General features: G+C 68.7%; 25 protein-coding genes. 8 read left to right on the plus strand and 17 right to left on the minus strand.

Going from position 1 to position 25,061, the window contains the following annotated elements; all coding sequences use genetic code 11:
* Positions 1-5: 5 nt before the first annotated feature.
* Positions 6-1,283 (minus strand): efflux RND transporter periplasmic adaptor subunit, encoded by a 1,278-nt coding sequence (locus WS46_RS11490; RefSeq protein ID WP_059527948.1) that lies wholly within the window; start codon positions 1,281-1,283, stop codon positions 6-8.
* Between the two features lie 398 nt (positions 1,284-1,681).
* On the opposite strand from WS46_RS11490, the gene WS46_RS11495 reads away from it, so the two are divergent.
* Positions 1,682-2,323 carry a TetR family transcriptional regulator gene (locus WS46_RS11495; protein WP_059527951.1) on the plus strand — a complete coding sequence of 214 codons (642 nt, stop codon included), beginning with the start codon at positions 1,682-1,684 and terminating at the stop codon, positions 2,321-2,323.
* A gap of 120 nt (positions 2,324-2,443) precedes the next feature.
* Here the strand turns inward: WS46_RS11495 and WS46_RS11500 are convergent, their stop codons facing one another.
* A complete protein-coding gene (locus WS46_RS11500) occupies positions 2,444-3,097 on the minus strand; it encodes a cysteine hydrolase family protein (RefSeq protein WP_059690677.1) in 654 nt (217 codons plus the stop codon).
* A 152-nt stretch (positions 3,098-3,249) separates the two neighbouring features.
* Between WS46_RS11500 and WS46_RS11505 the strand changes: the two genes are divergently transcribed.
* On the plus strand, positions 3,250-4,251 hold the full coding sequence (locus WS46_RS11505) for a helix-turn-helix domain-containing protein (RefSeq protein WP_059690608.1): 1,002 nt from the start codon (positions 3,250-3,252) through the stop codon (positions 4,249-4,251).
* A gap of 52 nt (positions 4,252-4,303) precedes the next feature.
* Here WS46_RS11505 and WS46_RS11510 read toward each other — a convergent pair whose 3' ends face one another.
* The 6 genes from WS46_RS11510 to WS46_RS11535 form a co-directional block, all read right to left on the minus strand.
* A complete protein-coding gene (locus WS46_RS11510) occupies positions 4,304-5,014 on the minus strand; it encodes a CoxG family protein (RefSeq protein ID WP_059690609.1) in 711 nt (236 codons plus the stop codon).
* A 28-nt stretch (positions 5,015-5,042) separates the two neighbouring features.
* Positions 5,043-5,402, minus strand: coding sequence for a DUF427 domain-containing protein (locus WS46_RS11515; protein ID WP_059527959.1), 360 nt, complete (start codon positions 5,400-5,402; stop codon positions 5,043-5,045).
* Between the two features lie 136 nt (positions 5,403-5,538).
* Entirely contained in the window at positions 5,539-5,976 is a 438-nt protein-coding gene (locus WS46_RS11520) for a carboxypeptidase-like regulatory domain-containing protein (RefSeq protein WP_059527962.1), read from the minus strand.
* Positions 5,977-6,070: 94 nt separating this feature from the next.
* Complete coding sequence (locus tag WS46_RS11525) at positions 6,071-7,555, minus strand: DegQ family serine endoprotease (RefSeq protein WP_059527965.1); 1,485 nt, start codon at positions 7,553-7,555, stop codon at positions 6,071-6,073.
* Positions 7,556-7,655: 100 nt separating this feature from the next.
* Positions 7,656-9,002 carry an ATP-binding protein gene (locus tag WS46_RS11530; protein WP_059527967.1) on the minus strand — a complete coding sequence of 449 codons (1,347 nt, stop codon included), beginning with the start codon at positions 9,000-9,002 and terminating at the stop codon, positions 7,656-7,658.
* Positions 9,003-9,005: 3 nt separating this feature from the next.
* Positions 9,006-9,668 carry a response regulator gene (locus WS46_RS11535; RefSeq protein ID WP_040141750.1) on the minus strand — a complete coding sequence of 221 codons (663 nt, stop codon included), beginning with the start codon at positions 9,666-9,668 and terminating at the stop codon, positions 9,006-9,008.
* 183 nt (positions 9,669-9,851) lie between these two features.
* Between WS46_RS11535 and dacB the strand changes: the two genes are divergently transcribed.
* From dacB to WS46_RS11550, 3 genes are all read left to right on the plus strand, one after another.
* Complete coding sequence (gene dacB, locus WS46_RS11540; protein ID WP_059690610.1) at positions 9,852-11,384, plus strand: D-alanyl-D-alanine carboxypeptidase/D-alanyl-D-alanine-endopeptidase; 1,533 nt, start codon at positions 9,852-9,854, stop codon at positions 11,382-11,384.
* A gap of 416 nt (positions 11,385-11,800) precedes the next feature.
* The gene (locus tag WS46_RS11545) at positions 11,801-12,715 is read left to right on the plus strand and encodes a sterol desaturase family protein (protein WP_059690611.1); all 915 of its coding nucleotides are present in this window, start codon (positions 11,801-11,803) and stop codon (positions 12,713-12,715) included.
* Between the two features lie 94 nt (positions 12,716-12,809).
* Complete coding sequence (locus WS46_RS11550; protein WP_059690612.1) at positions 12,810-13,952, plus strand: SGNH/GDSL hydrolase family protein; 1,143 nt, start codon at positions 12,810-12,812, stop codon at positions 13,950-13,952.
* An 87-nt stretch (positions 13,953-14,039) separates the two neighbouring features.
* On the opposite strand, the gene WS46_RS11555 is transcribed toward WS46_RS11550, so the two are convergent.
* The 6 genes from WS46_RS11555 to pyk all read right to left on the minus strand — a co-directional run bounded on the left by WS46_RS11555 (position 14,040) and on the right by pyk (position 20,845).
* Positions 14,040-15,068 carry an L-threonylcarbamoyladenylate synthase gene (locus WS46_RS11555; RefSeq protein ID WP_059527979.1) on the minus strand — a complete coding sequence of 343 codons (1,029 nt, stop codon included), beginning with the start codon at positions 15,066-15,068 and terminating at the stop codon, positions 14,040-14,042.
* A gap of 11 nt (positions 15,069-15,079) precedes the next feature.
* Complete coding sequence (locus WS46_RS11560) at positions 15,080-16,276, minus strand: 5-(carboxyamino)imidazole ribonucleotide synthase (protein ID WP_059527982.1); 1,197 nt, start codon at positions 16,274-16,276, stop codon at positions 15,080-15,082.
* Positions 16,277-16,364: 88 nt separating this feature from the next.
* On the minus strand, positions 16,365-16,886 hold the full coding sequence (gene purE / locus WS46_RS11565) for a 5-(carboxyamino)imidazole ribonucleotide mutase (RefSeq protein WP_012364611.1): 522 nt from the start codon (positions 16,884-16,886) through the stop codon (positions 16,365-16,367).
* Positions 16,887-16,907: 21 nt separating this feature from the next.
* The gene (locus tag WS46_RS11570; protein WP_059527985.1) at positions 16,908-17,798 is read right to left on the minus strand and encodes a phosphoribosylaminoimidazolesuccinocarboxamide synthase; all 891 of its coding nucleotides are present in this window, start codon (positions 17,796-17,798) and stop codon (positions 16,908-16,910) included.
* Between the two features lie 235 nt (positions 17,799-18,033).
* Positions 18,034-19,098, minus strand: coding sequence for a class II fructose-bisphosphate aldolase (gene fba, locus WS46_RS11575; RefSeq protein ID WP_059690613.1), 1,065 nt, complete (start codon positions 19,096-19,098; stop codon positions 18,034-18,036).
* A 310-nt stretch (positions 19,099-19,408) separates the two neighbouring features.
* Positions 19,409-20,845 carry a pyruvate kinase gene (gene pyk, locus WS46_RS11580; protein ID WP_059447904.1) on the minus strand — a complete coding sequence of 479 codons (1,437 nt, stop codon included), beginning with the start codon at positions 20,843-20,845 and terminating at the stop codon, positions 19,409-19,411.
* On the opposite strand from pyk, the gene WS46_RS36430 reads away from it, so the two are divergent.
* Positions 20,844-20,972: a hypothetical protein gene (locus tag WS46_RS36430; RefSeq protein WP_256097633.1), complete on the plus strand. Its 129-nt coding sequence runs from the start codon at positions 20,844-20,846 to the stop codon at positions 20,970-20,972. The genes pyk and WS46_RS36430 overlap by 2 nt on opposite strands.
* A 157-nt stretch (positions 20,973-21,129) precedes the next feature.
* On the opposite strand, the gene WS46_RS11585 is transcribed toward WS46_RS36430, so the two are convergent.
* From WS46_RS11585 to WS46_RS11595, 3 genes are all read right to left on the minus strand, one after another.
* Positions 21,130-22,326: a phosphoglycerate kinase gene (locus WS46_RS11585; protein ID WP_006481732.1), complete on the minus strand. Its 1,197-nt coding sequence runs from the start codon at positions 22,324-22,326 to the stop codon at positions 21,130-21,132.
* Positions 22,327-22,606: 280 nt separating this feature from the next.
* A complete protein-coding gene (locus WS46_RS11590) occupies positions 22,607-22,930 on the minus strand; it encodes an AzlD domain-containing protein (protein ID WP_059690614.1) in 324 nt (107 codons plus the stop codon).
* Positions 22,927-23,682 carry an AzlC family ABC transporter permease gene (locus tag WS46_RS11595; protein ID WP_059690615.1) on the minus strand — a complete coding sequence of 252 codons (756 nt, stop codon included), beginning with the start codon at positions 23,680-23,682 and terminating at the stop codon, positions 22,927-22,929. Before WS46_RS11595 ends, WS46_RS11590 begins: the two co-directional genes overlap by 4 nt.
* A gap of 205 nt (positions 23,683-23,887) precedes the next feature.
* On the opposite strand from WS46_RS11595, the gene WS46_RS11600 reads away from it, so the two are divergent.
* Positions 23,888-24,811 carry a branched-chain amino acid transaminase gene (locus WS46_RS11600; RefSeq protein ID WP_059447778.1) on the plus strand — a complete coding sequence of 308 codons (924 nt, stop codon included), beginning with the start codon at positions 23,888-23,890 and terminating at the stop codon, positions 24,809-24,811.
* A gap of 50 nt (positions 24,812-24,861) precedes the next feature.
* Complete coding sequence (locus WS46_RS11605; RefSeq protein ID WP_006749970.1) at positions 24,862-25,056, plus strand: zinc-finger domain-containing protein; 195 nt, start codon at positions 24,862-24,864, stop codon at positions 25,054-25,056.
* Positions 25,057-25,061 lie beyond the last annotated feature (5 nt).

Genomic DNA, 25,061 nt, shown 5'->3' on the forward strand with positions numbered 1-25,061 from the left:
CCCTGTTATTGCGCGCTCGAAGCAGCGGCAGCACTCGCCGGCGCGGCGCCCGATGCGGCGGCACCGGACGCGGCGGCGGCGCCGGAACCGGCGGCAGCCGGCGCGGCGGTGGCAGCGGCGACACCCGATGCGGCGCCGGCCGCCGGTGCGAGTTGTGCCTCCACCGACTTCACGGTCGCGCCCGGACGCACCTTCTCGACGCCCTGCACGATCACGTGATCGCCCGCCTGCAGACCGCCTTCGACGATCCAGTCCTGGCCGCGCATGCCCGACGTCTTCAGCTGACGCGGCTCGACCTTGTTGCTCGCGTTCACCACCATCGCGATCGCCTGGCCCTTCTGGTCATGCGTGACGCCGATCTGCGGCACCAGGAACGCGTTCTCGTTCACGCCTTCCTCGATCCGCGCGCGCACGAACATCCCCGGCAGCAGCACGCGGCCCGGGTTCGGGAAGACCGCGCGGATCGTCACCGAGCCGGTTGCCTGGTCGACCGTCACGTCGGAGAACTGCAGCTTGCCGGCTTCCGAATACGTCTTGCCGTCCTCGAGGATCAGCGACACCTTCGCCGCGCCCGGGCCGCTCGTCTTCAGGCGGCCGCTCTGCACGTCCTGGCGCAGCTTCAGCCCCTCGAGGCTCGATTGCGTGAGGTCCACGTACACCGGGTCGAGCTGCTGCACCGTCGACATCAGCGTCGCCTGGCTCGCCTGCACGTAGGCGCCCGGCGTCACTTGCGAAATGCCGACGCGGCCCGTGATCGGCGAGACCACGTCCGTGTAGCCGAGGTTGATCTGTGCGGTATCGACCGCCGCCTTGCCGGCCGCGACGTCCGCCGCGGCCTGCCCCTGGGTGGCCACCGCGTTGTCGTAGTCCTGCTTGCTGACCGCGTTCGCGGCCACGAGCACCTTGTAGCGCGCGACCAGTGCGTTCTGCGTGACGAGGTTCGCCTGCGCCTTCGCGAGCGTCGCCTTCGCGCTGTTCAATGCCGCGATGTACGGCGCCGGATCGATCTTGTAGAGACGTTGGCCAGCCTTGACGTCGGTGCCTTCGGTGAATTCACGGCGCAGCACGATGCCGTCGACCCGCGCGCGCACCTGCGCGACGAGGAATGCGCTGGTACGGCCCGGCAGTTCGCTGAAGATGGGCACGGCTTGCGGCTGGACGGTGACGACGCCGACTTCCGGCGTTTGCGGCGGCGGTGCCGATTCTTTTTTTCCGCATGCAGCCAGGAAAACCGCGGCTGCCGCGACAGTGATCAAGCGGTATGGAACCCGTTCGACGCGCATGGAGCGACCTCTGTGTGTAACCAATGGAATAAGTGCAGCACCCGACGGGAGCGCAACACGGATGCGCCTCGCGGCGCAGATCGAACACCTGAATTACTGGACTGCTGGATACAGCAAGTCGGCACGAGACCTCCATGCCGACGAGATGCCGCGAACTGCGGACTGGTACTTTGGCGGGAATCAGCAGAGTGGGATATTAACTGATTGCCACTTTGGTCATTCGATCGTAGGGTGGTATTGTATATACATTCACGAATGTATGTAAAAAGCCCGCTCGCCCTTCGCCAACCGCTAGGTCTTACGAATTATTACCAGTCGCAAGCATAGCCCGTCCGCACAGCGACGACGAGGGTTACGGACCCTATATTCATCTACGATCGATTCATTCAGGCCTGCACATGGTCAGACGCACCAAGGAGGAGGCGCTCGAGACGCGCAACCGCATTCTCGACGCCGCCGAACACGTGTTCTTCGAGAAGGGCGTGTCGCACACTTCACTCGCGGACATCGCCCAGCACGCCGGCGTGACGCGCGGCGCGATCTACTGGCATTTCGCGAACAAGAGCGAGCTGTTCGACGCGATGTTCGACCGTGTGTTCCTGCCGATCGACGAGCTCAAGCGGATGCCGCTCGATGCGCCCGGCGGCAATCCGCTGGAGAAAATCCGCAGGATCCTGATCTGGTGCCTGCTCGGCGTGCAGCGCGACTCGCAGTTGCGGCGCGTGTTCAGCATCCTGTTCATGAAGTGCGAGTACGTCGCGGACATGGAGCCGCTGCTGCAGCGCAACCGCGCGGGGATGAGCGAGGCGCTGCACGCGATCGATGCCGATCTCGCGGGCGCCGTGCGGCTCAAGCTGCTGCCCGAGCGGCTCGACACATGGCGTGCGACGCTGATGCTGCACACGCTCGTCAGCGGTTTCGTGCGTGACATGCTGATGCTGCCCGACGAGATCGACGCCGAGCAGCATGCGGAACAGCTCGTCGACGGCTGCTTCGACATGATGCGTTACAGCCCGGCGATGCTGAAGACGAACGACTGACCGGCGGCCCCTCCGCCGGCGCGCCGCGCACCGCGGCATCGCGACCGGCCGGTCGATCCGGCCACGCGCGGGCGGCAGCGCCGCTCCGCCCGGTCGCCCCCCCTGCTCTCCCCGATTCGCTCAGGCCGCCTTCGCGCGTTGCGCGCGGGCCCGCCGGTTCGACGCGGCCACCGAATCGCGCGCCGGCATCGCCGCGCCGCCGAGTCCCGCGATCCATGCATCGGTCGACATCACGGCCGCGAAATTCGACTGAAACACCACCGTGTACGCGCGGTGAATCTCTTCGGCACTCGCCGCGCCCGCTTCGTTCTCGTACGGCAACGCGCCGGTCGCATCCGCCAGATACTCGACGGCGAGCCCCGCGTGCGCCGCGTGATAGACCGTCGACGCATTGCAGTTGTGCGTCATGTAGCCGGCGACCGCGAGCGTGTCGATGCCGTGCGCGTCGAGCCATGCGGCGAGATCGGTGCCGGCGAACGAACTGGCCTGCGCCTTCACGATCAGGTGCGCATACGGCCGGTCGGCGACGACCGGATGCAGCGCGACGCCGTCCGTGCCCGGCGCGAAGATCGGCGCGCCCGCCGGCGCGACGTGCTGGACGACGATCACGGGCACGCCGGCCGCGTGCGCGGCGTCGATCGCGCGGCCGATGTTCGCCAGCGATGCGTCGACGGGCGGATATTCGATCGGCAGGTTGCCCGTCACGTATTCGTTCTGGACATCGATCACGATCAGCGCACGGCGGGAAGCGGAAGTCAATTGGGCATTCGGCATGGCAGGCTCCGGTTTCGGCGGCGCCGCCCCGCTCCGGAACGGGGCGGCCAGCAGCGCGATGCGATGCATTGTCGGATCGCATCGCGCTGACGGACAGTGGCCTGATAGCCATTCTTCGATAGAATCGGGCCATCACCCTTCCGGAGCCAATCATGCGCGCCGCCGCGTCGTCCGTTGCCCCTGCCCCGACCGTCGTCGCCGTGATCGCGTACGACGGCATCAGCCCGTTTCACCTGTCGGTGCCGTCCGTCGTGTTCGGCAAGGAACGCGACGCGGCCGCGATGCCCGCGTTCGAGTTCCGCGTGTGCTCGGCCGAGCGCGGCCCGCTGTCGACGACGGGCGGCTTCACGATCACCGCGCCGTACGGGCTCGAGGCGCTCGACGACGCGGACATCGTCATCGTCCCGGCATGGCGCGACCCCGACGAAGCACCGCCTGACGTGCTGGTCGATGCGGTCCGCGCGGCCGCCGCGCGCGGCGCGCAGGTCGTCGGCCTGTGCCTCGGCGCGTACGTGCTCGCCGCGGCCGGGCTGCTCGACGGGCGCCCGGCCACGACGCATTGGGCGTGGGCCGACGACTTCGCGCAGCGCTTTCCGCGCGTGAAGCTCGACCCCGACGTGCTGTACGTCGACGACGGCAACCTGATGACGTCGGCCGGCACGGCAGCGGGGCTCGACTGCTGCCTGCACGTCGTGCGGCGGCGCTTCGGCTCGGACGCCGCGAACCGGATCGCGCGCCGTCTCGTGATCCCGCCGCACCGCCAGGGCGGGCAGGCGCAATACGTGCCGCAGCCGGTCGCCGCGCATCCGCGCGACGCGCGGCTCGCGGGCCTGCTCGACTGGGTGCGCGCGCATCTGGACATCGCGCACAGTGTGGATTCGCTCGCCGAACGCGTGCTGATGAGCCGGCGCACGTTCACGCGCCACTTCCGCCAGGCGACGGGCACGACCGTCACCGCGTGGCTGCAGGCCGAGCGGCTCACGCGCGCGCAGCATCTGCTGGAAACGACGGGACAATCGATCGACGCGGTCGCACAGGCGGCCGGTTACGGCTCGAGCGTGTCGCTGCGCCAGCATTTCGCGGGCGCGCTCGGCACGTCGCCGTCGGCCTATCGGAGGGAATTTCGCGGCGCCGCGCCCGATGCGCGGCGCTAATGGCCGCCGCGCCGCCGGCGCTCGACCGCGTATGGCGGTGGCCGCCGGCCGCTCAGACGCCGTTGATCCAGCGCGCCGCATACAGCAGCAGCGCGACGAACACGACGATCGCCGCCCACGCCCAGACGGGCAGCGGGCCGGATTCGCGATGATGCACGGCGCTCGCGACGCGGCCGCTCAGCGCGCCGCCGAGGTGCGGCGGTAGCGGACGCTTCGCCGCGGCCATCAGCGACGCGGGCCGCAGGAACACATGCTGGCGACGCTGCGGGCTCGAACGCGCGCGGTTCGGCACGAGACCGTGCTTCGCCTGCACGACCGCGCAAAATTCCCGGAAGAAATCGTCGGTCCACGCGTGCAGCGCATTCTCGATCTGCCGTGCCGGCAGTTCGGCGAGCGGCCCGCTCGCCGTCGCCCACACGACGTATTCGATGCGCGTCGCGGCCGCGTCGTCATCGTCCGGCCGCAGCACCAGCTCGACCTGCCCGCGCAGCGCGCCGAGACCGTCGGCCCGCGCCTTGAAGTTGAGCACGCGGCGCGGCTGGCCTTCCGCGTCGCCCTGCTCGCTCGCCGAATGCGCACGCACGTCGTAGCGCGCACGCAGCGGGCCGAGCGGCACCGTGATGGTCAGCGCGAATTCGCCGTGCGCGTGCTTCACGAAGGATTCGCAATGGTCGAAGCTCGCCCGCAGCAACGCGAGATCCTCGAGGGCCTCCCGCACGACGGCCGGCGCGAGCGGTACGCGTAACGTGTCGTTCAGTTCCATGATGCCTCCCCGATGAACGCGCGCCGCATCAGGACGTCTCGATGAGACTGTCGACCCGCGCGACATCGAAGGCGACGTAGTGCGCCAGCGCGGACGCGGTCTCCCCCGGTGCCTCGTAACTCCATGCGGCGTTCTCGATCACGCCGTCTTCCGTCTGCAGGTTGAAATACACCGCACGGCCCCTCACCGGACAATCCGTCGTGACGCTCGACTTCACGAGCCGGTGCATGTTGACGTCGCCGCGCGGCAGGTAATGGATGTCCGGCAGGCCCGTTTCGCGCACGGTCAGCGCGCCGTGCGAATCGGCATACGTGATGCCGCGATGGATCACGCGCACGCGGTGGCGGTTCGGCACGATCTCGAGGCGAGGGTCGGCAGCATCGGACATCGTTTCTCCTCCGGACGGCGGCCCCGGCGGGCAAGCCGGGCGCAGGAAACGAAAAAGCCACGGCACAGGTGCCGTGGCTCTCATTATGGGCGAAACCGCCTCCGATTGCGCGGCCTGGCCGCGCCCGCGCGATACGCTACTGCGCACTCCACTGGAACGCGGCCTTCGCCCCGCCCTTCGCACCGACCGTGACCGCGCGCGATTCGTCGCTGCCCTGGTACGACGCGTGCACGGTGTAGCGCCCAGGCGGCAGCTTCACGAGCATGTACGGCCCGCGCGCGTCCGTCGTCAGCAGCTCGGTGCCCTTGCCGTCGACGATCCGCACATGGACGTCGGCCAGGAATTCGCCACCCTTGCCGGTGAAGCGCAGTGCGAGCGGCCACGCCGCTTCGCTCTGCTCGAATGCCGTCGATTGATCCTTGCCGATGCCACCCGACACGTAGCTGACATCGCCCTGCTGGCTCGCCGCGGGCAAGCCGTCCGATTGCGCGTACGCGCCGGGCGCGGCGACGGCGAAGCCGGCGGCCAGCGCCGCGGCGGCGGCAAATCGGGACACGTTGCGTAGATATTGCATGGCTCCCTCCTTTTCGGGTCGGAACACAGCACCACGGGCCGAACGCCGGCAGCGCCCGCCAAGGCCGGCGAAGCCGGCCCGCAGCGGCCGCCGGTCAGCTCAGGTCGACCGGCACGAAGATCTGTGCATTATCGCGCTGGATCAGGAGAGCAAGACTGTTGCCCGCTCCCTTGACCGCGTCGCGCAACTGCTCGGGGCTCGTGACCGGGCGGCCGTTCACCGCGAGGATCACGTCGCCGGGCTGGATGCCCGCGCTGGCTGCCGGACCGCCGGCCTGCTGCACGATCAGCCCGTGCGACAGGCTGGTGGCGCTGCGCTCCTGCGGCGTGAGCGGACGCACCGCGACGCCGAGGCGCCCCTGCTCGACGGGGCCGCCGTCGTTCGAGGCCAGCTTCGCGTCGGACATCGCGCCGAGCGTCACGCTGATCGACTTCTTCGACTTGTCGCGCCACACCTGCAGATCGGCCTTCGAGCCCGGCTTCAGGTTCGCGATCTGCGCGGGCAGCGACGTGGAATCGGCAACCGGCGAGCCGTTGACCGCGAGAATCACGTCGCCCGGCTGCAAGCCCGCCTTCGCGGCCGGGCCGTTCGGGTCGACCGAGCTGACGAGCGCGCCGTCCGGCTTCTGCAGCCCGAACGAGCTCGCGAGCGTCTGGTTCAGCCCCTGCACGGCGACGCCGAGGCGGCCGCGGCTCACATGGCCCGTCTTCACGAGCTCGTCCTTGACCTTGATCGCCTCGTTGATCGGGATCGCGAACGACAGGCCCTGGAAGCCGCCCGTCTGCGAATAGATCATCGAGTTGATGCCGATCACCTCGCCCTGCAGGTTGAACAGCGGGCCGCCCGAGTTGCCGGGGTTCACGGGCACGTCGGTCTGGATGAACGGCGTGTAGTTCTCGTCGGGCAGCGAGCGCGATTTCGCGCTGATGATGCCGGACGTGACCGTATTGTCGAAGCCGTACGGCGAGCCGATCGCGACGACCCACTGGCCGACCTTGCTCTGTGCCGGATCGCCGATCTTCACGGTCGGCAGGCCGCTCGCGTCGATCTTCAGCACGGCGACGTCGGACTGCTTGTCGGCGCCGACGACCTTCGCCTTGTACTCGCGCTTGTCGGTCAGCTTGACCGTGACGACGTTCGCGCCGTCGATCACGTGCGCGTTGGTGAGGATGTACCCGTCCGCGCTGACGATGAATCCCGAACCGAGGCTCGCGCTCGGCTGGTCGTCCGGCTGCGTGTCGCCGCCCATGCCCGGCATCTGGCCGTAGAAGTGCTTGAAGAACTGGTAGAACGGATCGCTCGGATCCATCGGCAGCTGCGGCTGCGGCACGCGCCGCGACACCTGCTTCACGACGTGCTTCGCGCTGATGTTCACGACCGCCGGGCCGTAGGTTTCGACCAGCCCGGAGAAATCGGGAATGCCGGTCTTCGCCGCGGCCTCGGCCGGCATCAGCGCGGCGGCCTGCGCGGGCGTGATGATCTGCGGATCGGCGCGGCGGGTGCCTGCGACATAGCCGGCGGACAGGGCAGCCGCCACGGCGACCGCGACGGCGCCGCGCGCAAGGAATCGGGTGTTCATCGTAGGACCTCCTCTTTGTTAGGACGCAGCGTAACGACCCTGACTTAAAGGAGGCTTAATCGACCTTAAACGGGGCTTAGGCCACCGCCGGCGCCGTTCGTCATACGGATTCGGATGCCTGCGGCACCTGCGCCGGCATCTCGGCATCGCGGAACACGACGCTCACGAGCAGGCCGCCCGCGGCCGCGTCGCCGAGCGTCACCGTCGCGCCCTGCTGCGCCGCGACGCGCTTGACGATCGCCAGCCCGAGCCCGCTGCCCGACACGTCGGCGCGCGCCCGCGCGGAGCTGTCGCGGTAGAAGCGGTCGAACACGCGCTCGCGCTCGTCGGCCGGGATGCCGGGGCCGCTGTCGCCGATCTGCACGCACACGCGGCCGGCCGCGTCGCGAGTCAGCGACACGTCGATGCGGCCGCCGTCCGGCGTGTACTTCACCGCGTTGTCGAGCAGGTTGCCGAACATCACGCGCAGCGCGCCGACATCCGCGACGACGGTCGCCGCGCTGCTCTCCTCGAAGCCGAGATCGATGCTGTGCCGTTGTGCGAGCGGCGCATGCGCGGCCACGCATTCGACGAGCAGCGCCTGCAGGTCGACCGGCTCGCGCATCGTCGCGCCATCCGGTTCGGCGCGCGCCAGCGCGAGCAACTGCTCGGCGAGGCGCGTCGCGCGCGTGACGCCGGCCTGCAGATCGGCGACCGCCTCGCGGCGCGACGTGTCGTCCTTCGCGCGCGCGACGAGCTGCGCCTGGATCTGCACGGCCGCGAGCGGCGTGCGCAGTTCGTGCGCGGCATCGGCGACGAAGGCCTTCTGCGTGTCGAGCGCCGCCGACAGCCGCGCGAGCAGCCCGTTCAGCGCACGCACGAGCGGCTGCACCTCGAGCGGCAGACGCGCATCGGGCAACGGATCGAGCGCTTCCGGCCGACGCGCCTCGACCGCGCGCGTCACGCGGCCGAGCGGCGCGAGCCCGCGCCCGACGATCACCCAGACCGCCGCGCCGAGGAACGGCAGCAGCACGATCAGCGGCCACAGCGTGCGCAGCGCCACGTTCGCGGCGAGCCGGTTGCGCACCGACAGCGGCTGTGCGAGCTGCACGACGTTGTCGCCGACGATCGCGCCGTACACGCGCCATTCGCCGCGATCGGTGCGCTCGGTCGAGAAGCCGAGCTCCGCGCGCGGCGCGATCGGCGCACGCGGATGCGAGAAGTACATCAGCACGCCGTTGCGGTTCCAGATCTGGATCACGATGCCTTCGTCGCCGTTGGTGCGCGAACCGAACACCTGCGAAAACGGCTCGGACGGCAGCGCCGCGGCGATTTCCTGCAGCTGGTAGTCGAACAGCTCGTTCGCCTCGGCGAGCGCCTGCCGATAGATGAGCCAGCCCGCGGCGCCCACGCCCGCGACGACGATCGCGAGCAGCCAGATCAGCAATTGATGACGAATCGACCTCACGCGTCAGCTTTCCTTGACGACCATGTAGCCGAGCCCGCGCACGTTGCGGATCAGGTCCGAGCCGAGCTTCTTGCGCAGCGCGTGGATGTAGACCTCGACCGTGTTGCTGCCGATCTCCTCGCCCCAGCCGTACATCTTTTCCTCGAGCTGGCTCTTCGACAGCACCGCGCCGGGCCGCGCGAGCAGCGCCTCGAGCAGCGCGAACTCGCGCGCGGACAGCGCGACGGGCGCGCCGTCGAGCGTCACCTGATGCGACGCGGGATCGAGCGTCAGCGCGCCGTGACGGATCAGCGACTCGCTGCGCCCCGCCTGGCGGCGGATCAGCGCGCGCATCCGCGCGCCCAGTTCGTCGAGGTCGAACGGCTTGACGAGGTAGTCGTCGGCGCCCGCGTCGAGCCCCTTCACGCGATCGGCCACCGCATCGCGCGCGGTGACGATCAGCACCGGCAACGACAGCCCGCGCGCGCGCAAAGTGCGCAGCACGTCGATGCCGTCGCGCTTCGGCAGGCCGAGGTCGAGCAGCAGAAGGTCGTACGTCTCGCCGCCGAGCGCCGTGAGCGCGGCGTCGCCGTCCTGCACCCAGTCGACTGCGAAGCCGTCGGCGCGCAACGCCTTGCGTACGCCCTCGGCAATCATTCGATCGTCTTCAACAAGCAGAATCCGCATCGGAGCTGGAACCCATCGGGCGAGTGAAACATGGCGACCATTGTAGCGCCGCGAATCGCGTGCGCCCCGTGCAATGCAACAGAAAGGCGGATTGCAAGGGGCGTGTGCGCACTTGTCTCTACAATGTGCGCTCCGGCGCCGCGCGCGCCCTGCCCGAATCCCGTGCTTTTCCCGTATTCGCCCATGCCGATTTCCGATCTTTCCGCCCGGTTCGCCCCCCGCGCCCGCCCGTTCCTGCGCGCGGCCGCCGTCGTCGCCACCTGCACGGCCCTTGCGTTCGCACCGTCCGCGCAGGCCCGCAAGAAGCCCCACAAGGAAGCGCGCAAGACCGCCGTCGTGTCGCCCGCTGCGCGGGCGGCCGGCCTGCCGGCGTCCGTACTCGTCGCGCTGCAGCGCGCGAAGGTGCCGGCATCGGCGATGAGCGTCGTCGTCGAGCGCGTCGGCGACCCCGAGCCGCTGATCGCATGGAATGCGAACCGACCGATGATGCCCGCGTCGACGATGAAGCTCGTCACGACCTTCTCGGGCCTGTCGATCCTCGGCCCCGACTACCGCTGGCGCACGACCGCGTACGCGGACGGCCCGGTCGATCCGGACGGCACGCTGCAGGGCAACCTGTACATCAAGGGCACCGGCGATCCGAAGCTCGTACCGGAGGAACTGATCGACCTCGTCGACAAGATCCGCAAGGCCGGCGTCAAGCGCGTGGCCGGCGGGCTCGTGCTCGACAAGAGCTATTTCGCCGCGTCGACGCGCGACCTGCCGTCGTTCGACGACGACGCGAGCGCACCGTACAACGTCGGCCCCGATCCGCTGCTGTATGCGTTCAAGGCCGTGTCGTTCACGGTTACGCCGGGCGACGACGGCAAGATCGCCGTCGACGTGCTGCCGCCGCTCGCGAACCTGTCGATCGACAACCAGCTGTACGAAGGCACCGGGTCGTGCGGCGCGGCTGCCGCGGCCGCGCGCCCGACGCTGTCGGCCGGCGGCGGGATCATGACCGCGTCGTTCGCCGGCGACTATCCGCTCCGCTGCGGTGCGCACACGACCAACCTCGCGATCCTCGATCACACGACGTTCTTCGCGCGCGGCTTCCTCGCGCTGTGGCAGCAGGACGGCGGGACGATCGCGGGCCCGGTCAGCGAAGGCAAGGTGCCGACCGCCGCGCGCCCGCTCGCCGTCCATCACAGCCCCGTGCTCGGCAGCATCGTCTACGACATCAACAAGTTCAGCAACAACGTGATGGCGCGCAACCTGTTCCTGACGATCGGCGCGGCCACCGGCAAGCCGCCCGCGAGCCCCGAGCAGTCGAGCCGCGCGATTCACGCGTTCCTGCAGAAGAGCGGAATCGCGATGCCCGACCTCGACCTCGAGAACGGCTCGGGCCTGTCGCGCGAGGAGCACGTGAGCGCGCAGTCGCTCGCCGCGCTGCTGCAGGCCGCGAACGCGAGCCCCGTCGCGCAGGCGTTCATCGATTCGCTGCCGATCGCCGGCATCGACGGCACGATGAAGAACCGCCTGACCAACGCCGGCGTGCTCGGCAACGCGCACATCAAGACCGGCACGCTGCGCGACGTGCGCGCGATCGCGGGCTACGTCGCGGGCGCCGACGGCCAGAGCTACATCGTCGTCAGCTTCATCAACGACGATCACGCGGAAGCCGCGCGCGCCGCGCACGACACGCTGCTCGAATGGATCTACGCGGGCGCGCACTGACGACGCACTCGCCGCGACGCGGCGCACGCATGCCCGGCTGTCGGCTTGCGTCGATCACGGTAAGACGCCCCGCCCCCGGGGTTTCGCCCCGTATGGTTTGAAACGGCCCCGGCCGCGAGCGCGCCGCGCACGGGCCGCCAGCCGTGCCCGCAAAACGGGGCCGCACCGCGCGGCCCCGTTCCACATGACTTCCGTAGAAACCCTGTCCTCGAGAAAACGCCGGGCCGCCCCAGGTTTTCTTGCCCCCTCGGGGGGCCTGGCGCGAAGCGACAGGTTTGGGGGCGCTCTGAGGGAACCCTCTACGCTCCCCCCTCGCCTAGCGCGTGGCGATTGCGTAGGCTGTTGGCCTGACCGATATCTACAACGGGCCGTACGCCCGGCCACACGGCTTGCAGGGGAAAGGAGGAGACACGTCCATGCGATTCGACGTCGAATTGCTTCTGCTCGCGCTGGCGCCCGTCTTCCTGCTCTGCATCGCGTGGGAAGCCTGGCACCTCGCCCGCACGCGTGCGCAGGACCATGTCTATGCGTGGCGCGACACGCTGTGCAACGCGGCGCTCGCCCTGATGCACCAGGGCGCCGACAAGCTCGCGTGGCTGTTCGTGATCCCCGTTTATGCGTACTGCTACGCACATTTCCGGCTGTTCACGTGGCACGACGGCTGGCTGTCGTTCGCCGTGCTGTTCGCCGGCCAGGACTTCCTCTACTACGTGTTCCATCGCGCGAGCCATCGCGTGCGCTGGCTGTGGGCCGCGCACGTCGTGCATCACTCGTCCGAGCGGATGAATTTCTCGACCGCGTTCCGGCAGAGCCTGATGTATCCCGTCGCGGGCATGTGGGCGTTCTGGCTGCCGCTCGCGTTCCTCGGCTTTCCGCCGCAGCAGATCGTCGGCATCGTGCTGATCAACCTCGCGTTCCAGTTCTTCGTGCACACGCAGGCGATCGGCAAGCTCGGCTGGCTCGAATACGTGTTCAACACGCCGTCGATTCATCGCGCGCACCACGCACGTAATCCGCGCTACATCGACCGCAATTACGCAGGTGTGCTCGTGATCTGGGACCGCCTGTTCGGCAGCTACGTCGAGGAGTCGCCCGACGATCCGCCGCAATACGGAATCGTCGAGCCGCTCGGCTCGAACAATCCGCTCGTCGCGACGTTTCACGAGTGGGTGTCGATGGCGGCCGACGCGTTGCGCGTCCACGGATGGCGCAACAAGCTGCGCGCGATTTTCGGCCCGCCCGAATGGGCGAGCGCTTATCATGCGCAGATCGCCGAGGCCGCGAATCGCGATCCGCGCACCGTGCCGCTTGCGGCCGTGCGCGACCAATAACCGTTTCAGCCAACGGCCGCCGCGCAGCCCGGATCCGAGCCGGCGCGCGGCAGATGAGAAACACATCGGGCCATATCTACGAGGAGATCGAACGATGCAGTCACAACGACAATTCCCGCCGCGCACCCGTCAACGCCTGCTGCGCACCGCGCAGGTCGCGATCGCGGGCGCCGCGCTCGCCCTGCTCGCCGCGTGCGGCGGCGGCGACGACAACAACAGCAGCGCGTCGAACACGCCGCCGTCCGGCGTGAAGATGCAGGTCGTGTCGTTCGGCGACAGCCTGTCGGACGCCGGCACCTACTCGCAGATCAAGCTCGGCTTCGGCGGCGGCCGCTTCACGACCAACCCCGGCCAGGTGTGGACGCAGGACGTCGCGCAGTACTACGGCGACACGCTGCAGCCCGCGAACCAGGGTGGCTTCGGCATTCCGCTGCAGGCCACGGGCGGCCTCGGCTACGCGCAGGGCGGCTCGCGCGTGACGCTGCAACCGGGTATCGGCCACGCGGCCTCGAGCGTGCCGAACGCCGACTACGCGCAGGCCACGACGACTCCGATCGCCGACCAGGTCAAGCAATATCTGACGCAGCACGGCAGCTTCAACGCCGGCCAGATCGTGCTGATCAACGGCGGCGCCAACGACATCTTCTATCAGGCACAGGTCGCGCAGGCGCAGGGCAACACGCCGGCCGCGCAGCTCGCGGCCGCGCAGGCGATCGGCCTCGCCGCGCAGCAGCTCGGCGGCATCGTCCAGCAGATCGTCGCGGCCGGCGCGTCGCACGTGTTCGTCGCGACGGTGCCGGACATCGGCGGCACGCCGCTCGCGCTGCAAGGCGGCCCGCAGACGCAAGCCGCGTTCACGCAGCTGTCGGGGCTGTTCAACCAGACGCTGGTCGGCACGCTCGCCGCGCTGAAGGTCGACACGACGAAGTACGCGGTGGTCGATGCGTTCAAGTGGCAGGACGGCATCGCGGCCAACTACCAGGCGAACGGCTTCAGCGTGTCGAACACCGACACCGCATGCAACCTGAAGGCGATGGTCGCGGCGGCGACCCAGTACGGCGTCGCGGACGCGACCGCCTTCGGCTCGTCGCTGTTCTGCTCGCCGCAGACCTACACGACCGCCAACGCGGACCAGACCTACATGTTCGCCGACACGGTCCACCCGACGACGCGTCTGCACGCGCTGTTCGCGCAGTACGTCCAGCAGCAGATCGCGGCCTCGGGCGTCGGCAAGTAAGCCGCGCGCCACGCGCGCAAACGAAAACGCCCGACCGGTTCGCCGGTCGGGCGTTTTTCATTTCACGAGCGGATACGAACGGCTGCGTCAGTCGCGCGCTTCGAACGCGGCGGCCGCACGACCGAGGCGATCGTTGACCGCGATCCATTCGACGGTCTCGGGCAGCTTCTCGACGAGGATGCGAGCGACCTGCGCGCGGTCGAGCGCGCGCAGCATGCCGTACAGGTCGCGCGCATACGCCTGCGGATCTTCCGGCGCCGCGACGAAATGCACGCCGTCGGCCTGCGCCCAGCGTCCCGCGCGCGACGCGCGTGCGACGAGCGCGACACGTTCGCCATCGGTCTGCGCCGCCGCGAGCAGCGGCTCGAGCGCATCGAACGGCAGCAGCGCGAGCGGCGTGCGCGGCGCGTAATGCGCCTTCAGCGTGCCCGACGCGCGCGGTGCGGTCGCGTCGCTGCCGTCGGGCAGGCGCGGCGCGCGGCCGAGCACGTCGGCGATCTGCTGCGGCGTCACGTGGCCGGGGCGCAGCAGCGCCGGAAAGCCGCGCGACAGGTCGAGGATCGTCGATTCGATGCCGACTTCCGACGGGCCGCCATCGAGCACGTGCACGGTGTCGCCGAATTCGTCGCGCACGTGTTGGGCGGTGGTCGGGCTCACGTGACCGAAGCGGTTCGCGGACGGCGCGGCGACGCCGCCGTGGCCGCCGCGCCGCGCGCTGAACGCCGCCAGCAGCGCCTGCGCGACCGGATGCGACGGACAGCGCAGGCCGACCGAATCCTGGCCACCGCTCACGGCGTCCGGAATGCGCGCATGGCGCTTCAGGATCAGCGTCAGCGGGCCCGGCCAGAATGCATCGATCAGCGCCCGCGCATCGGCCGGCAGGTCTTCGACCCAGTAACCGGGATCGCCGCCGGGCGGCAGGTGCACGATCACCGGATGGTTCGCCGGACGCCCCTTCGCCGCGTAGATGCGCGCGACGGCCTCGGGATTCGCCGCGTCGCCGCCGAGCCCGTACACGGTTTCGGTCGGGAACGCGACGAGTTGCCCCGCGTCGAGCAGCGCGGCAGCCGCGTCGATCTGCGCGGGCGTCACGGAGTTCGGGAGATCGATGGACATCGGCTGGCGCCTCAGTCGAGCGGCACGCGCAGCAGCTGCGCGCACGCGGTGGCGGCGGCAACGGCATCGTCGCGCGTCTCGGCCGTGAAGTTCACGTGGCCCATCTTGCGGCCGACGCGCGCTTCTTCCTTGCCGTACAGGTGCAGGTGCGCGGCCGGCATCGCGGCGACCGTGTCCCACGGCGGCGTGACGGCCTCGGCCGCGGCGCCGTTCGGGAACCACACGTCGCCGAGGATGTTCAGCATCGCGGCCGGCGAATGCTGGCGCGGATTGCCGAGCGGCATGCGCGTCATCGCGCGCACCTGCTGCTCGAACTGGCTCGTTGCGCACGCATCGACCGTGTAGTGGCCGGAGTTGTGCGGGCGCGGCGCCATTTCGTTCGCGACGAACGAGCCGTCTTCCAGCACGAAGAATTCGACGCAGAGCACGCCGACGTAGCCGAGCGTATCGGCGATCCGGACGGCTGCCTGCTGCGCCTCCTCGACGCGCGCGGCATCGGCGGCCGGCGCCGGCACGACGGTCAGCGCGAGGATGCCGTTGTGATGCACGTTCTGCGCGAGCGGGAATGCGGCCGAGCGGCCGTCCGCGCCGCGCGCGATCAGCGCCGACACTTCGTATTTCAGCGGCAGGCGCTTCTCCAGCACACACGGCACGCCGCCGAGCGACGCATGCGCGTCGCGCGCTTCCCGCGCGGTGTTCACGCGCACCTGGCCCTTGCCGTCGTAACCGAGGCGCGCCGTCTTCAGGATGCCCGGCAGCACCGCGTCGAGCGCGGCATCGTCGAGCGCGGCGAGCGCCGCCGCCGATTCGATCACGACGTGCGGTGCGACCGGCACGCCCGACGCCTCGATGAAACGCTTCTCCGCGATCCGGTCCTGCGCGACCGCGACGCAGCGGCCGGCCGGCGCGACGAACGTCGTGCGCGCGAGGAAATCGAGGCTCGCGGCCGGCACGTTCTCGAATTCCGTCGACACGGCATCGCACAGCCCAGCCAGTTCGGCGAGCGCGGCTTCGTCGTCGTAGGCCGCGCGCAGGTGACGGTCGGCGACCGCGCCGGCGGGGCTCGTCGGATCGGGATCGAGCACGGCGACGCGATAGCCCATCGACTGGGCGGCAAAGCAGAACATGCGGCCGAGCTGGCCGCCGCCGACCATGCCCAGCCACGCGCCGGGCAGGATCGGGGAAACGGAATCAGGAGTTGCGGTCATGTCAGTGGTCGGTCGCGGCGGGCGCTGCCCGCCGCAGTGATGAGGATCTGGCGGCCGCTGGAACGCCAGTGCGGCCGCCGGTGCGCCGTCATGCGAGCGGCGGCAGCACCATCGCGTGCGCGGCTTCGTTCTGGCGCACGCGGAACGCGGCGAGGCGGTTCGCGTAGTCGACCGACGTGCCGGACAGAATCGACACCGCGAACAGCGCGGCGTTCGCGGCGCCGGCCTCGCCGATCGCGAACGTCGCGACCGGCACGCCCTTCGGCATCTGCACGATCGAGTGCAGCGAATCGACGCCCTTCAGGTACTTGCTCGCGACCGGTACGCCGAGCACCGGCACCGTGGTTTTCGCGGCCAGCATGCCGGGCAGGTGCGCGGCACCGCCGGCGCCCGCGATGATCGCGCGCAGCCCGCGCTCGCGCGCCTTCTCCGCGTAGTCGAACATCTCGTCGGGCATCCGGTGCGCGGACACGACCTTCGCTTCGTACGGCACGCCGAATTCCTGCAGGATCGCGACCGCGTTCTTCATCACGTCCCAGTCGGAACTCGAACCCATCAGCACGCCGACGAGCGGCGCGCTGTGCGTGTGGGCAGTCTGGACTTCACTCATTTCGTGCGTTCCTTCCTTCCTTCAGGCGAGCGGCTGGCCGGTGATGCGCTCGAGCGCTTCCTGGTACTTCGCGGCCGTCTTCTCGACGACGTCGGCCGGCAGCGCCGGTGCCGGCGCGGTCTTGCCCCACGGCTGCGCCTCGAGCCAGTCGCGCACGAACTGCTTGTCGAACGACGGCGGGTTGGTGCCGACCTGGTACTGGTCGGCCGGCCAGAAGCGCGACGAATCGGCCGTCAGCACTTCGTCCATCAGGTACAGCTTGCCGTGATTGTCGAGGCCGAATTCGAACTTCGTGTCGGCGATGATGATGCCGCGCGTCGCCGCGTAGTCGGCCGCTTCCTTGTACAGGCGGATCGAGATGTCGCGGATCGTCGCGGCCAGCTCGGTGCCGATGCGGCGCTCGGTTTCCTCGAACGTGATGTTCTCGTCGTGCTCGCCGAGCTCGGCCTTCGCGGCCGGCGTGAAGATCGGCTCGGGCAGCTTCTGCGCGTTCTGCAGGCCTTCCGGCAGCTTCACGCCGCACACGGCGCCCGACTCCTGGTATTCCTTCCAGCCGCTGCCGGCCAGGTAGCCGCGCACGACCGCCTCGATCATGATCGGCTCGAGGCGCTTGACGACCGCGGCGCGGCCCTTGACCTGCTCGACCTCGTCGGCCGCGACGACCGCTTCCGGCGCGTCGCCCGTCAGGTGGTTCGGCACGATGTGCGCGAGCTTGTCGAACCAGAAGTTCGCCATCTGGTTCAGCACGCGGCCCTTGTTCGGAATCGGCTCGCCCATGATCACGTCGAATGCCGACAGGCGATCCGTCGTGACGATCAGGAGCTTGTCGTTGCCGACCGCGTAGTTGTCGCGGACCTTGCCGCGACCGAGGAGCGGCAGCGAGCGGAGCGTGGATTCGTAAAGGGTAGACATCGTCTTTTCGCAGATAAGGAGCCAAACAAAAAGGGAAACGCCGTTCCCCGCGGCAGGCGGGAACGGCGGTCTTGCAATGCGTCGGCGAACCGGCGGGCGATCAGGCCCGCCGGCTGCCGGCCGGCCCTTGTTCGGCCGGACGGAACGGCCGCCCCGAGGGCCGGATCGAATCCGGCGCCCGGGCGGCCAGCCCCGGCCCGGCGGCAAGACCGGGCGGGGCAATCGTACTACAGTCTCAGCGCACGACCTGCGCAAGCGCGCCGGACTTGTACTGCTCGGCGATCTTGTCGAGCGACACCGGCTTGATCTTCGCGGCCTGGCCTTCGCAGCCGAACGCGAGGTAGCGGTCGACGCACACCTGCTTCGCCGCTTCGCGCGCGGGCTTCAGGTAGTCGCGCGGATCGAACTTGCCCGGGTTCTCGAACAGGTAGCGGCGGATCGCGCCAGTGATCGCGAGACGCAGGTCGGTGTCGATGTTGATCTTGCGCACGCCGTGCTTGATGCCTTCCTGGATTTCCTCGACCGGCACGCCGTAGGTTTCCTTCATGTCGCCGCCGAATTCGCGGATCTCGGCCAGCAGTTCCTGCGGCACCGACGACGAACCGTGCATCACCAGGTGCGTGTTCGGGATGCGTGCGTGGATTTCCTTGATGCGCTGGATCGACAGGATGTCGCCCGTCGGCTTCTTCGAGAACTTGTACGCGCCGTGCGACGTACCGATCGCGATCGCGAGCGCGTCGCACTGCGTGAGCTTCACGAAGTCGGCGGCCTGCTCCGGATCGGTCAGCAGTTGCTCGCGCGTCATCGTGCCTTCCGCGCCGTGGCCGTCTTCCTTGTCGCCCTTCATCGTCTCGAGCGAGCCGAGCACGCCGAGTTCGGCTTCGACCGTCACGCCGATCGAGTGCGCCATCTCGACGACCTTGCGCGACACCTCGACGTTGTATTCGTACGAGGCGACCGTCTTGCCGTCGGCTTCGAGCGAACCGTCCATCATCACGCTGGTGAAACCGCTGCGGATCGCGCCCATGCACACGGCCGGCGACTGGCCGTGGTCCTGGTGCATCACGACCGGGATGTGCGGATACGACTCGACCGCCGCTTCGATCAGGTGGCGCAGGAACGGCTCGCCCGCGTACTTACGCGCGCCGGCCGATGCCTGCATGATCACGGGCGCGCCGACCTGATCCGCCGCCGCCATGATCGCCTGGACCTGCTCCAGGTTGTTCACGTTGAAGGCCGGCAGGCCGTAACCGTGCTCTGCCGCGTGGTCCAGCAATTGACGCATTGATACGAGAGGCATTGTGGAACTCCTTGGAATGAAAACCGGTGCGCCCTGACGCCGGCGCGGCGCTCGGCCCCGTCGAAACCGGGGCGGCACGGCGCGGCTGAGCGTCGAATAGCCGCATTTTATCGCGAAGCGCCTCCGATTCCGACCGGCCGGTAGCGCGTACTCGCAATTTGTTACCTTCGCACGGCACAATCCGGCCAAAAAACAGAAAAAAAGCCGCGCGGGGCATCAGACCCCGCGCGGCTTTCGTCAAAAAACGGTGCCCGATCGGCTCGGGCGGCCGGTGGACCGGCCGCCGGGCCGGCCCGGCGCATGCCGGCGCTCAATAATGCTCGCCGACCCGCACGATCTTCAGCGTGTTGGTGCCGCCCGCCTGCCCCATCGGCTCGCCGACGGTCAGCACGACCATGTCGCCGTGCTGCACGTAGCCCTGCTTGACGACGATCTCGAGCGCCGCCTGCAGCGCCGAATCGCGGTCGCTGTTGAAGTCGACGTGCAGCGGCGTCACGTTGCGGTACAGCGCCATCGTGCGCTCGCTGCCGACGCGCGGCGTCAGCGCGAAGATCGGCACGTGCGTGTAGTGACGCGACATCCACAGCGCGGTCGCGCCCGATTCGGTCAGCGCGACGATTGCCTTCGCGCCGAGGTGATACGCGGTGAACAGCGCGCCCATCGCGATCGACTGGTCGATCCGCGTAAACGTGCGGTCGAGGAAATCCTTGTCCAGCTCGACGTGCTCGGACTTTTCCGCCTCGACGCACACGGCCGCCATCGTCTCGATCGTGACGACCGGGTACTTGCCGGCCGCCGTCTCGGCCGACAGCATCACCGCGTCGGTGCCGTCGAGCACCGCGTTCGCGACGTCCGACACTTCCGCGCGGGTCGGCACCGGCGCGTGGATCATCGATTCCATCATCTGCGTCGCGGTGATCACGAGCTTGTTCGACTCGCGCGCCATCCGGATCATCCGCTTCTGCAGCGCCGGCACGGCCGCGTTACCGACTTCCACTGCGAGGTCGCCGCGCGCGACCATGATGCCGTCGGACGCGTCGAGAATGCTCTGCAGCGCCGGAATCGCCTCCGCGCGCTCGATCTTCGCGATCATCTTCGGCTTGATGCCGTACGGCGCGCCCGCGATGTTCGCGAGCTGGCGCGCCATTTCCATGTCCGTCGCATTCTTCGGGAACGACACCGCGACCAGATCCGCGCCGAGCGACATCGCCGTGCGGATGTCTTCCATGTCCTTCGCGGTCAGCGCGGGCGCCGACAGACCGCCGCCCTGGCGGTTGATCCCCTTGTTGTTCGACAGCTCGCCGCCCACCTTGACGATCGTGTGGATCTCGTCGCCGAGCACGCGCTCGACGGTCAGCACGATCAGGCCGTCGTTCAGCAGCAGCAGGTCGCCCGGCTTCAGGTCGCGCGGCAGTTCCTTGTAGTCGAGGCCGACGCGCTCGTCGTTGCCGAGTTCGCAGCCCGCATCAAGGATGAAGGCCTGGCCCGGCACGAGGGTCGTCTTGCCGTTCTCGAACTTGCCGACGCGGATCTTCGGGCCCTGGAGGTCGGCCATGATCGCGATCTCGCGGCCGACCTTGCGGGCGGCCTCGCGCACCATCTCGGCGCGCTGGCGGTGATCGTCGGCCGTGCCGTGCGAAAAGTTGAGCCGCACGACGTCGAGGCCCGCCTGCATCATCTGCAGCAGAATCTCCGGCGAACTGGAAGCCGGGCCGATCGTGGCGACTATCTTGGTGGCGCGCTGCATGAAACTCCTCATCTGGATCAAGGTGGATGCGCTGGGTGAAACGCTGCGAGAGCCGGAATCGGCGGGCCCAGCGGCGGCCGTTCCGGGGGGCGTGCCGGTGCTTGCGCCCGGCATCGCTTTGTTCTGAATCTCGTGGTGCTGCACGACCGCGTCGCCGGCGGCCGCCGGTGCGCGCGGGGTCGAGTTCGCCCGCGCGGGCGCGCGTTTGCGCTTGCCCGCGCCGGCCGGCTGCTCCGCCTTCGCGGAGCGCGCGGCCCTCGTCACCCCTGCGCGCGCCGCCACGCTCAGGCCGCCCGCGTTTCGAGCACTTCCACTGCCGGCAGCTTCTTCCCCTCGAGGAACTCGAGGAAGGCGCCGCCGCCCGTCGAGATGTAGCTGACCTGGTCATGGATGCCGTACTTCGCGATGGCCGCGAGCGTGTCGCCGCCGCCCGCGATCGAGAACGCGGACGATTTGGCGATCGCTTCGGCGAGCGTCTTGGTGCCATTGCCGAACTGGTCGAACTCGAACACGCCGACCGGGCCGTTCCAGACGATCGTGCCAGCCTTCTCGAGCTGGCTGGCGAGCGCCTTGGCGGTATCCGGGCCGATGTCGAGGATCATGTCGTCCGCTTCGATGTCGGCGACCTGCTTCACCGTGGCCGCGGCCGTCGGCGAGAATTCCTTGGCCGTCACGACGTCGGTCGGGATCGGCACCGACGCGCCGCGCTCGCGCGCCTCGTCGATGATCGCCTTCGCCTCGGCGACGAGATCGGCTTCCGCGAGCGACTTGCCGATCGACAGGCCGGCCGCGAGCATGAACGTGTTCGCGATGCCGCCGCCGACGATCAACTGATCGACCTTGCCGGCGAGCGACTTGAGAATCGTCAGCTTGGTCGACACCTTCGAACCGGCGACGATCGCGACCAGCGGGCGGGCCGGGTTGCCGAGCGCCTTGCCGAGCGCGTCGAGTTCGGCGGCCAGCAGCGGGCCCGCGCACGCGACCGGCGCATACTTCGCGATCCCGTGGGTGGTCGCTTCCGCGCGGTGCGCGGTGCCGAACGCGTCGTTCACGTAGACGTCGCAGAGCTTCGCCATCTTTTGCGCGAGTTCGTCCGAATTCTTCTTCTCGCCCTTGTTCACGCGGCAGTTCTCGAGCAGCACGACCTGGCCCGGCGCGACGTTCACGCCGTTCTCGACCCAGTTCGAGACGAGCGGCACGTCACGGCCGAGCAGTTCGGCGAGACGCTTCGCGACCGGCGCGAGCGAGTCTTCCGGCTTGAATTCGCCTTCGGTCGGACGACCGAGGTGCGACGTGACCATCACGGCCGCGCCGGCGTCGAGCGCGGCCTGGATGGCCGGCACGGACGCGCGCACGCGCGTGTCTTCGGTGATGTTGCCGTGATCGTCCTGCGGGACGTTCAGGTCGGCGCGGATGAACACCCGCTTGCCGGCGAGCTGGCCGGCGGCGATCAGGTCGGTAAGACGCTTGACTTGGCTCATGTTGAACAGATTGAAGTAGTGGATGGGGAAAGGGGGTTCACGCTGGACGTGCGCGGGCTGCCGCGAAAGGGCGCCGGATGCGGCCGTGGCTGGCGGTTCGCATGACGCGCACGGGTAAAAAATCTCGAACGGGCATTCTAGCCGATCCATCCGGCAGACTGACCCGTGCGGCGGCGAATTCCGCCTATTTGGGATCGCGCGCGGCCGTCGACACATTTCCGCAACGCAACAATATGGACGCGCCAGCGGCCGGCGCCGGGCGGGCGGCCACGACGATTCGTCAGAAGATCAGCCGCAGCGCGGTGAAGACGAGCATCCCGACGATGATCGTGCCGAGCATGCTGCGCCGCCACAAAAACCAGCCGAGACCGGCCAGTGCGGCGTAAAACGGATGGTTGGACAGCGCGAACGACAGCCCGGTCGGCGTTTCGAGCACGTCGGGCAGCACGACCGCGACGAGCGCGGCGGCCGGCGCGTAGCGCAGCGCACGCTGCGCGCGCTCGGGCAGCACGGTGCGTTCGCCGCCGATCAGGAACAGCGCGCGCGTGACGGCCGTGACGATCGTCATCCCGACGATCACGATCCAGATTTCCGTCGCGCTCATTCGATTTCCTTTTCGTGCACGGTTTCGGTGCGGATGCGGCGCCAGTCGGCGCGTTCGACGAAGAAATCGGCCGTGCACCCGGCCGCGAGCGCGGCCAGCACCGCGATCGGCAGCGCGAGCCGGTACGGCAGGTCGAACGCGATCAGCGACACGATGCCCGCGACCGCGACGGCCGCGAGCGTCGAGCGGTTCGCGACCGCCGACACCATGATCGGAAGCAGCGCGAGCGTGCCGGCCAGCTCCAGCCCCCAGCTCGCGGGAAAGAAGCTCGCGAGCAGGATGCCGGCGAGCGACGACACCTGCCACGACGCCCAGCTCGCGAGCGCCATCCCCCAGAAATACGCCTCCTTGCCCGGCACGTGGCCGTATGCGAAGCCCTGTTTCTGGAACAGCAGATAGATCACGTCGCCGTTGAAATAGCCGATCGCGAGGCGCCGCCACAGCGGCAGGTAGGAAAAATGGGGCGCAAGCCCGGCGCTGAAGATCACGAAGCGCATGTTGACCATCGTGGCCGTGAGCAGGATCGTCCAGATCGGCAGCTTCGCGACGAGGAGCGGCAGCACCGCGAGCTGCGACGAGCCCGCGTAGACGAAGATCGACATCGCGCTCGCCTGCCCGAGCGTCATCACCGACTTGCTCATCGCGACCCCGGTGACGAGCCCCCAGGACAGGATCGCCATCAGTGTCGGGGAATAGTCGCGCGCGCCCTGGATCAGCGCGAAGCGGTCGGTGGCGGAGAATCGAGCGAGCATGGGAAGCGGGCCGCGGCGGGCGGTTCGTCGGGCCGCCGGCGCCTCCTGCCGGTACGACCCGTCGTTATTGGAATCGGTACCGGGCGATTATAGCGCCGGCCCCGTGCCGACCGACCGGATCGCCTTCAAATGACGCTAAAATAAGCGTCTTTCCGGCTCAATGCTGCACACAACCCGCTGCACAACTGCTTCCCAGGAGAATCCTATGTCAATGGCCGACCGCGACGGCAAGATCTGGATGGACGGCAAGCTGATCGACTGGCGCGACGCCAAGATCCACGTCCTGACCCATACGCTGCACTACGGCATGGGCGTCTTCGAGGGCGTGCGTGCGTACAAGACGGCCGACGGCAGCACCGCGATCTTCCGTCTGCGCGAGCACACCAAACGTCTGCTGAATTCGGCGAAGATCTTCCAGATGGACGTGCCGTTCGACCGCGAAACGCTCGAAGCCGCGCAGCTCGAAGTCGTGCGCGAGAACAAGCTCGAGTCGTGCTACCTGCGCCCGATCATCTGGGTCGGCTCGGAAAAGCTCGGCGTGTCGGCGAAGGGCAACACGATCCACGTCGCGATCGCCGCCTGGCCGTGGGGCGCGTACCTCGGCGAGGACGGCCTCGCGAAGGGCATCCGCGTGAAGACGTCGTCGTTCACGCGCCACCACGTGAACGTGTCCATGGTGCGCGCGAAGGCGTCGGGCTGGTACGTGAACTCGATCCTCGCGAACCAGGAAGCGACCGCCGACGGCTACGACGAAGCGCTGCTGCTCGACGTCGACGGCTACGTGTCGGAAGGCTCCGGCGAGAACTTCTTCCTGGTGAACAACGGCAAGCTGTACACGCCGGACCTGTCGTCGTGCCTCGACGGCATCACGCGCGACACGATCATCACGCTCGCGAAGGACGCCGGCATCGAGGTGATCGAGAAGCGCATCACGCGCGACGAGGTCTACACGGCCGACGAAGCGTTCTTCACGGGCACGGCCGCCGAAGTCACGCCGATCCGCGAGCTCGACAACCGCACGATCGGCAGCGGCGCGCGCGGCCCGGTCACGGAAAAGCTCCAGTCGGCATTTTTCGATATCGTGTCGGGCAAGAACGCGAAGTACGCGCACTGGCTGACGAAGGTCTGAGTGCGCTGCGCCACCGACCGCCCCACAAAAGAGTGATAAGAGAAAGTCTCATGAGTGAAATCAAGGAAATGCCGCTGGTCGAGCTGACGGCCAAGGATCTCCCCGCCTACTGCCCGAACCCGGCCATGGCGCGCTGGAGCGCGCACCCGCGCGTCTTCATCGACGTGTCGCACGGCGAGGCGCGCTGCCCGTATTGCGGCACGCGCTACAAGCTGCGCGACGGCGAGGTGGTCAAGGGCCACTGAGCCCT

This window comes from Burkholderia sp. RF4-BP95 (assembly GCF_001521985.1).
Taxonomy (GTDB): Bacteria; Pseudomonadota; Gammaproteobacteria; order Burkholderiales; family Burkholderiaceae; genus Burkholderia; species Burkholderia diffusa.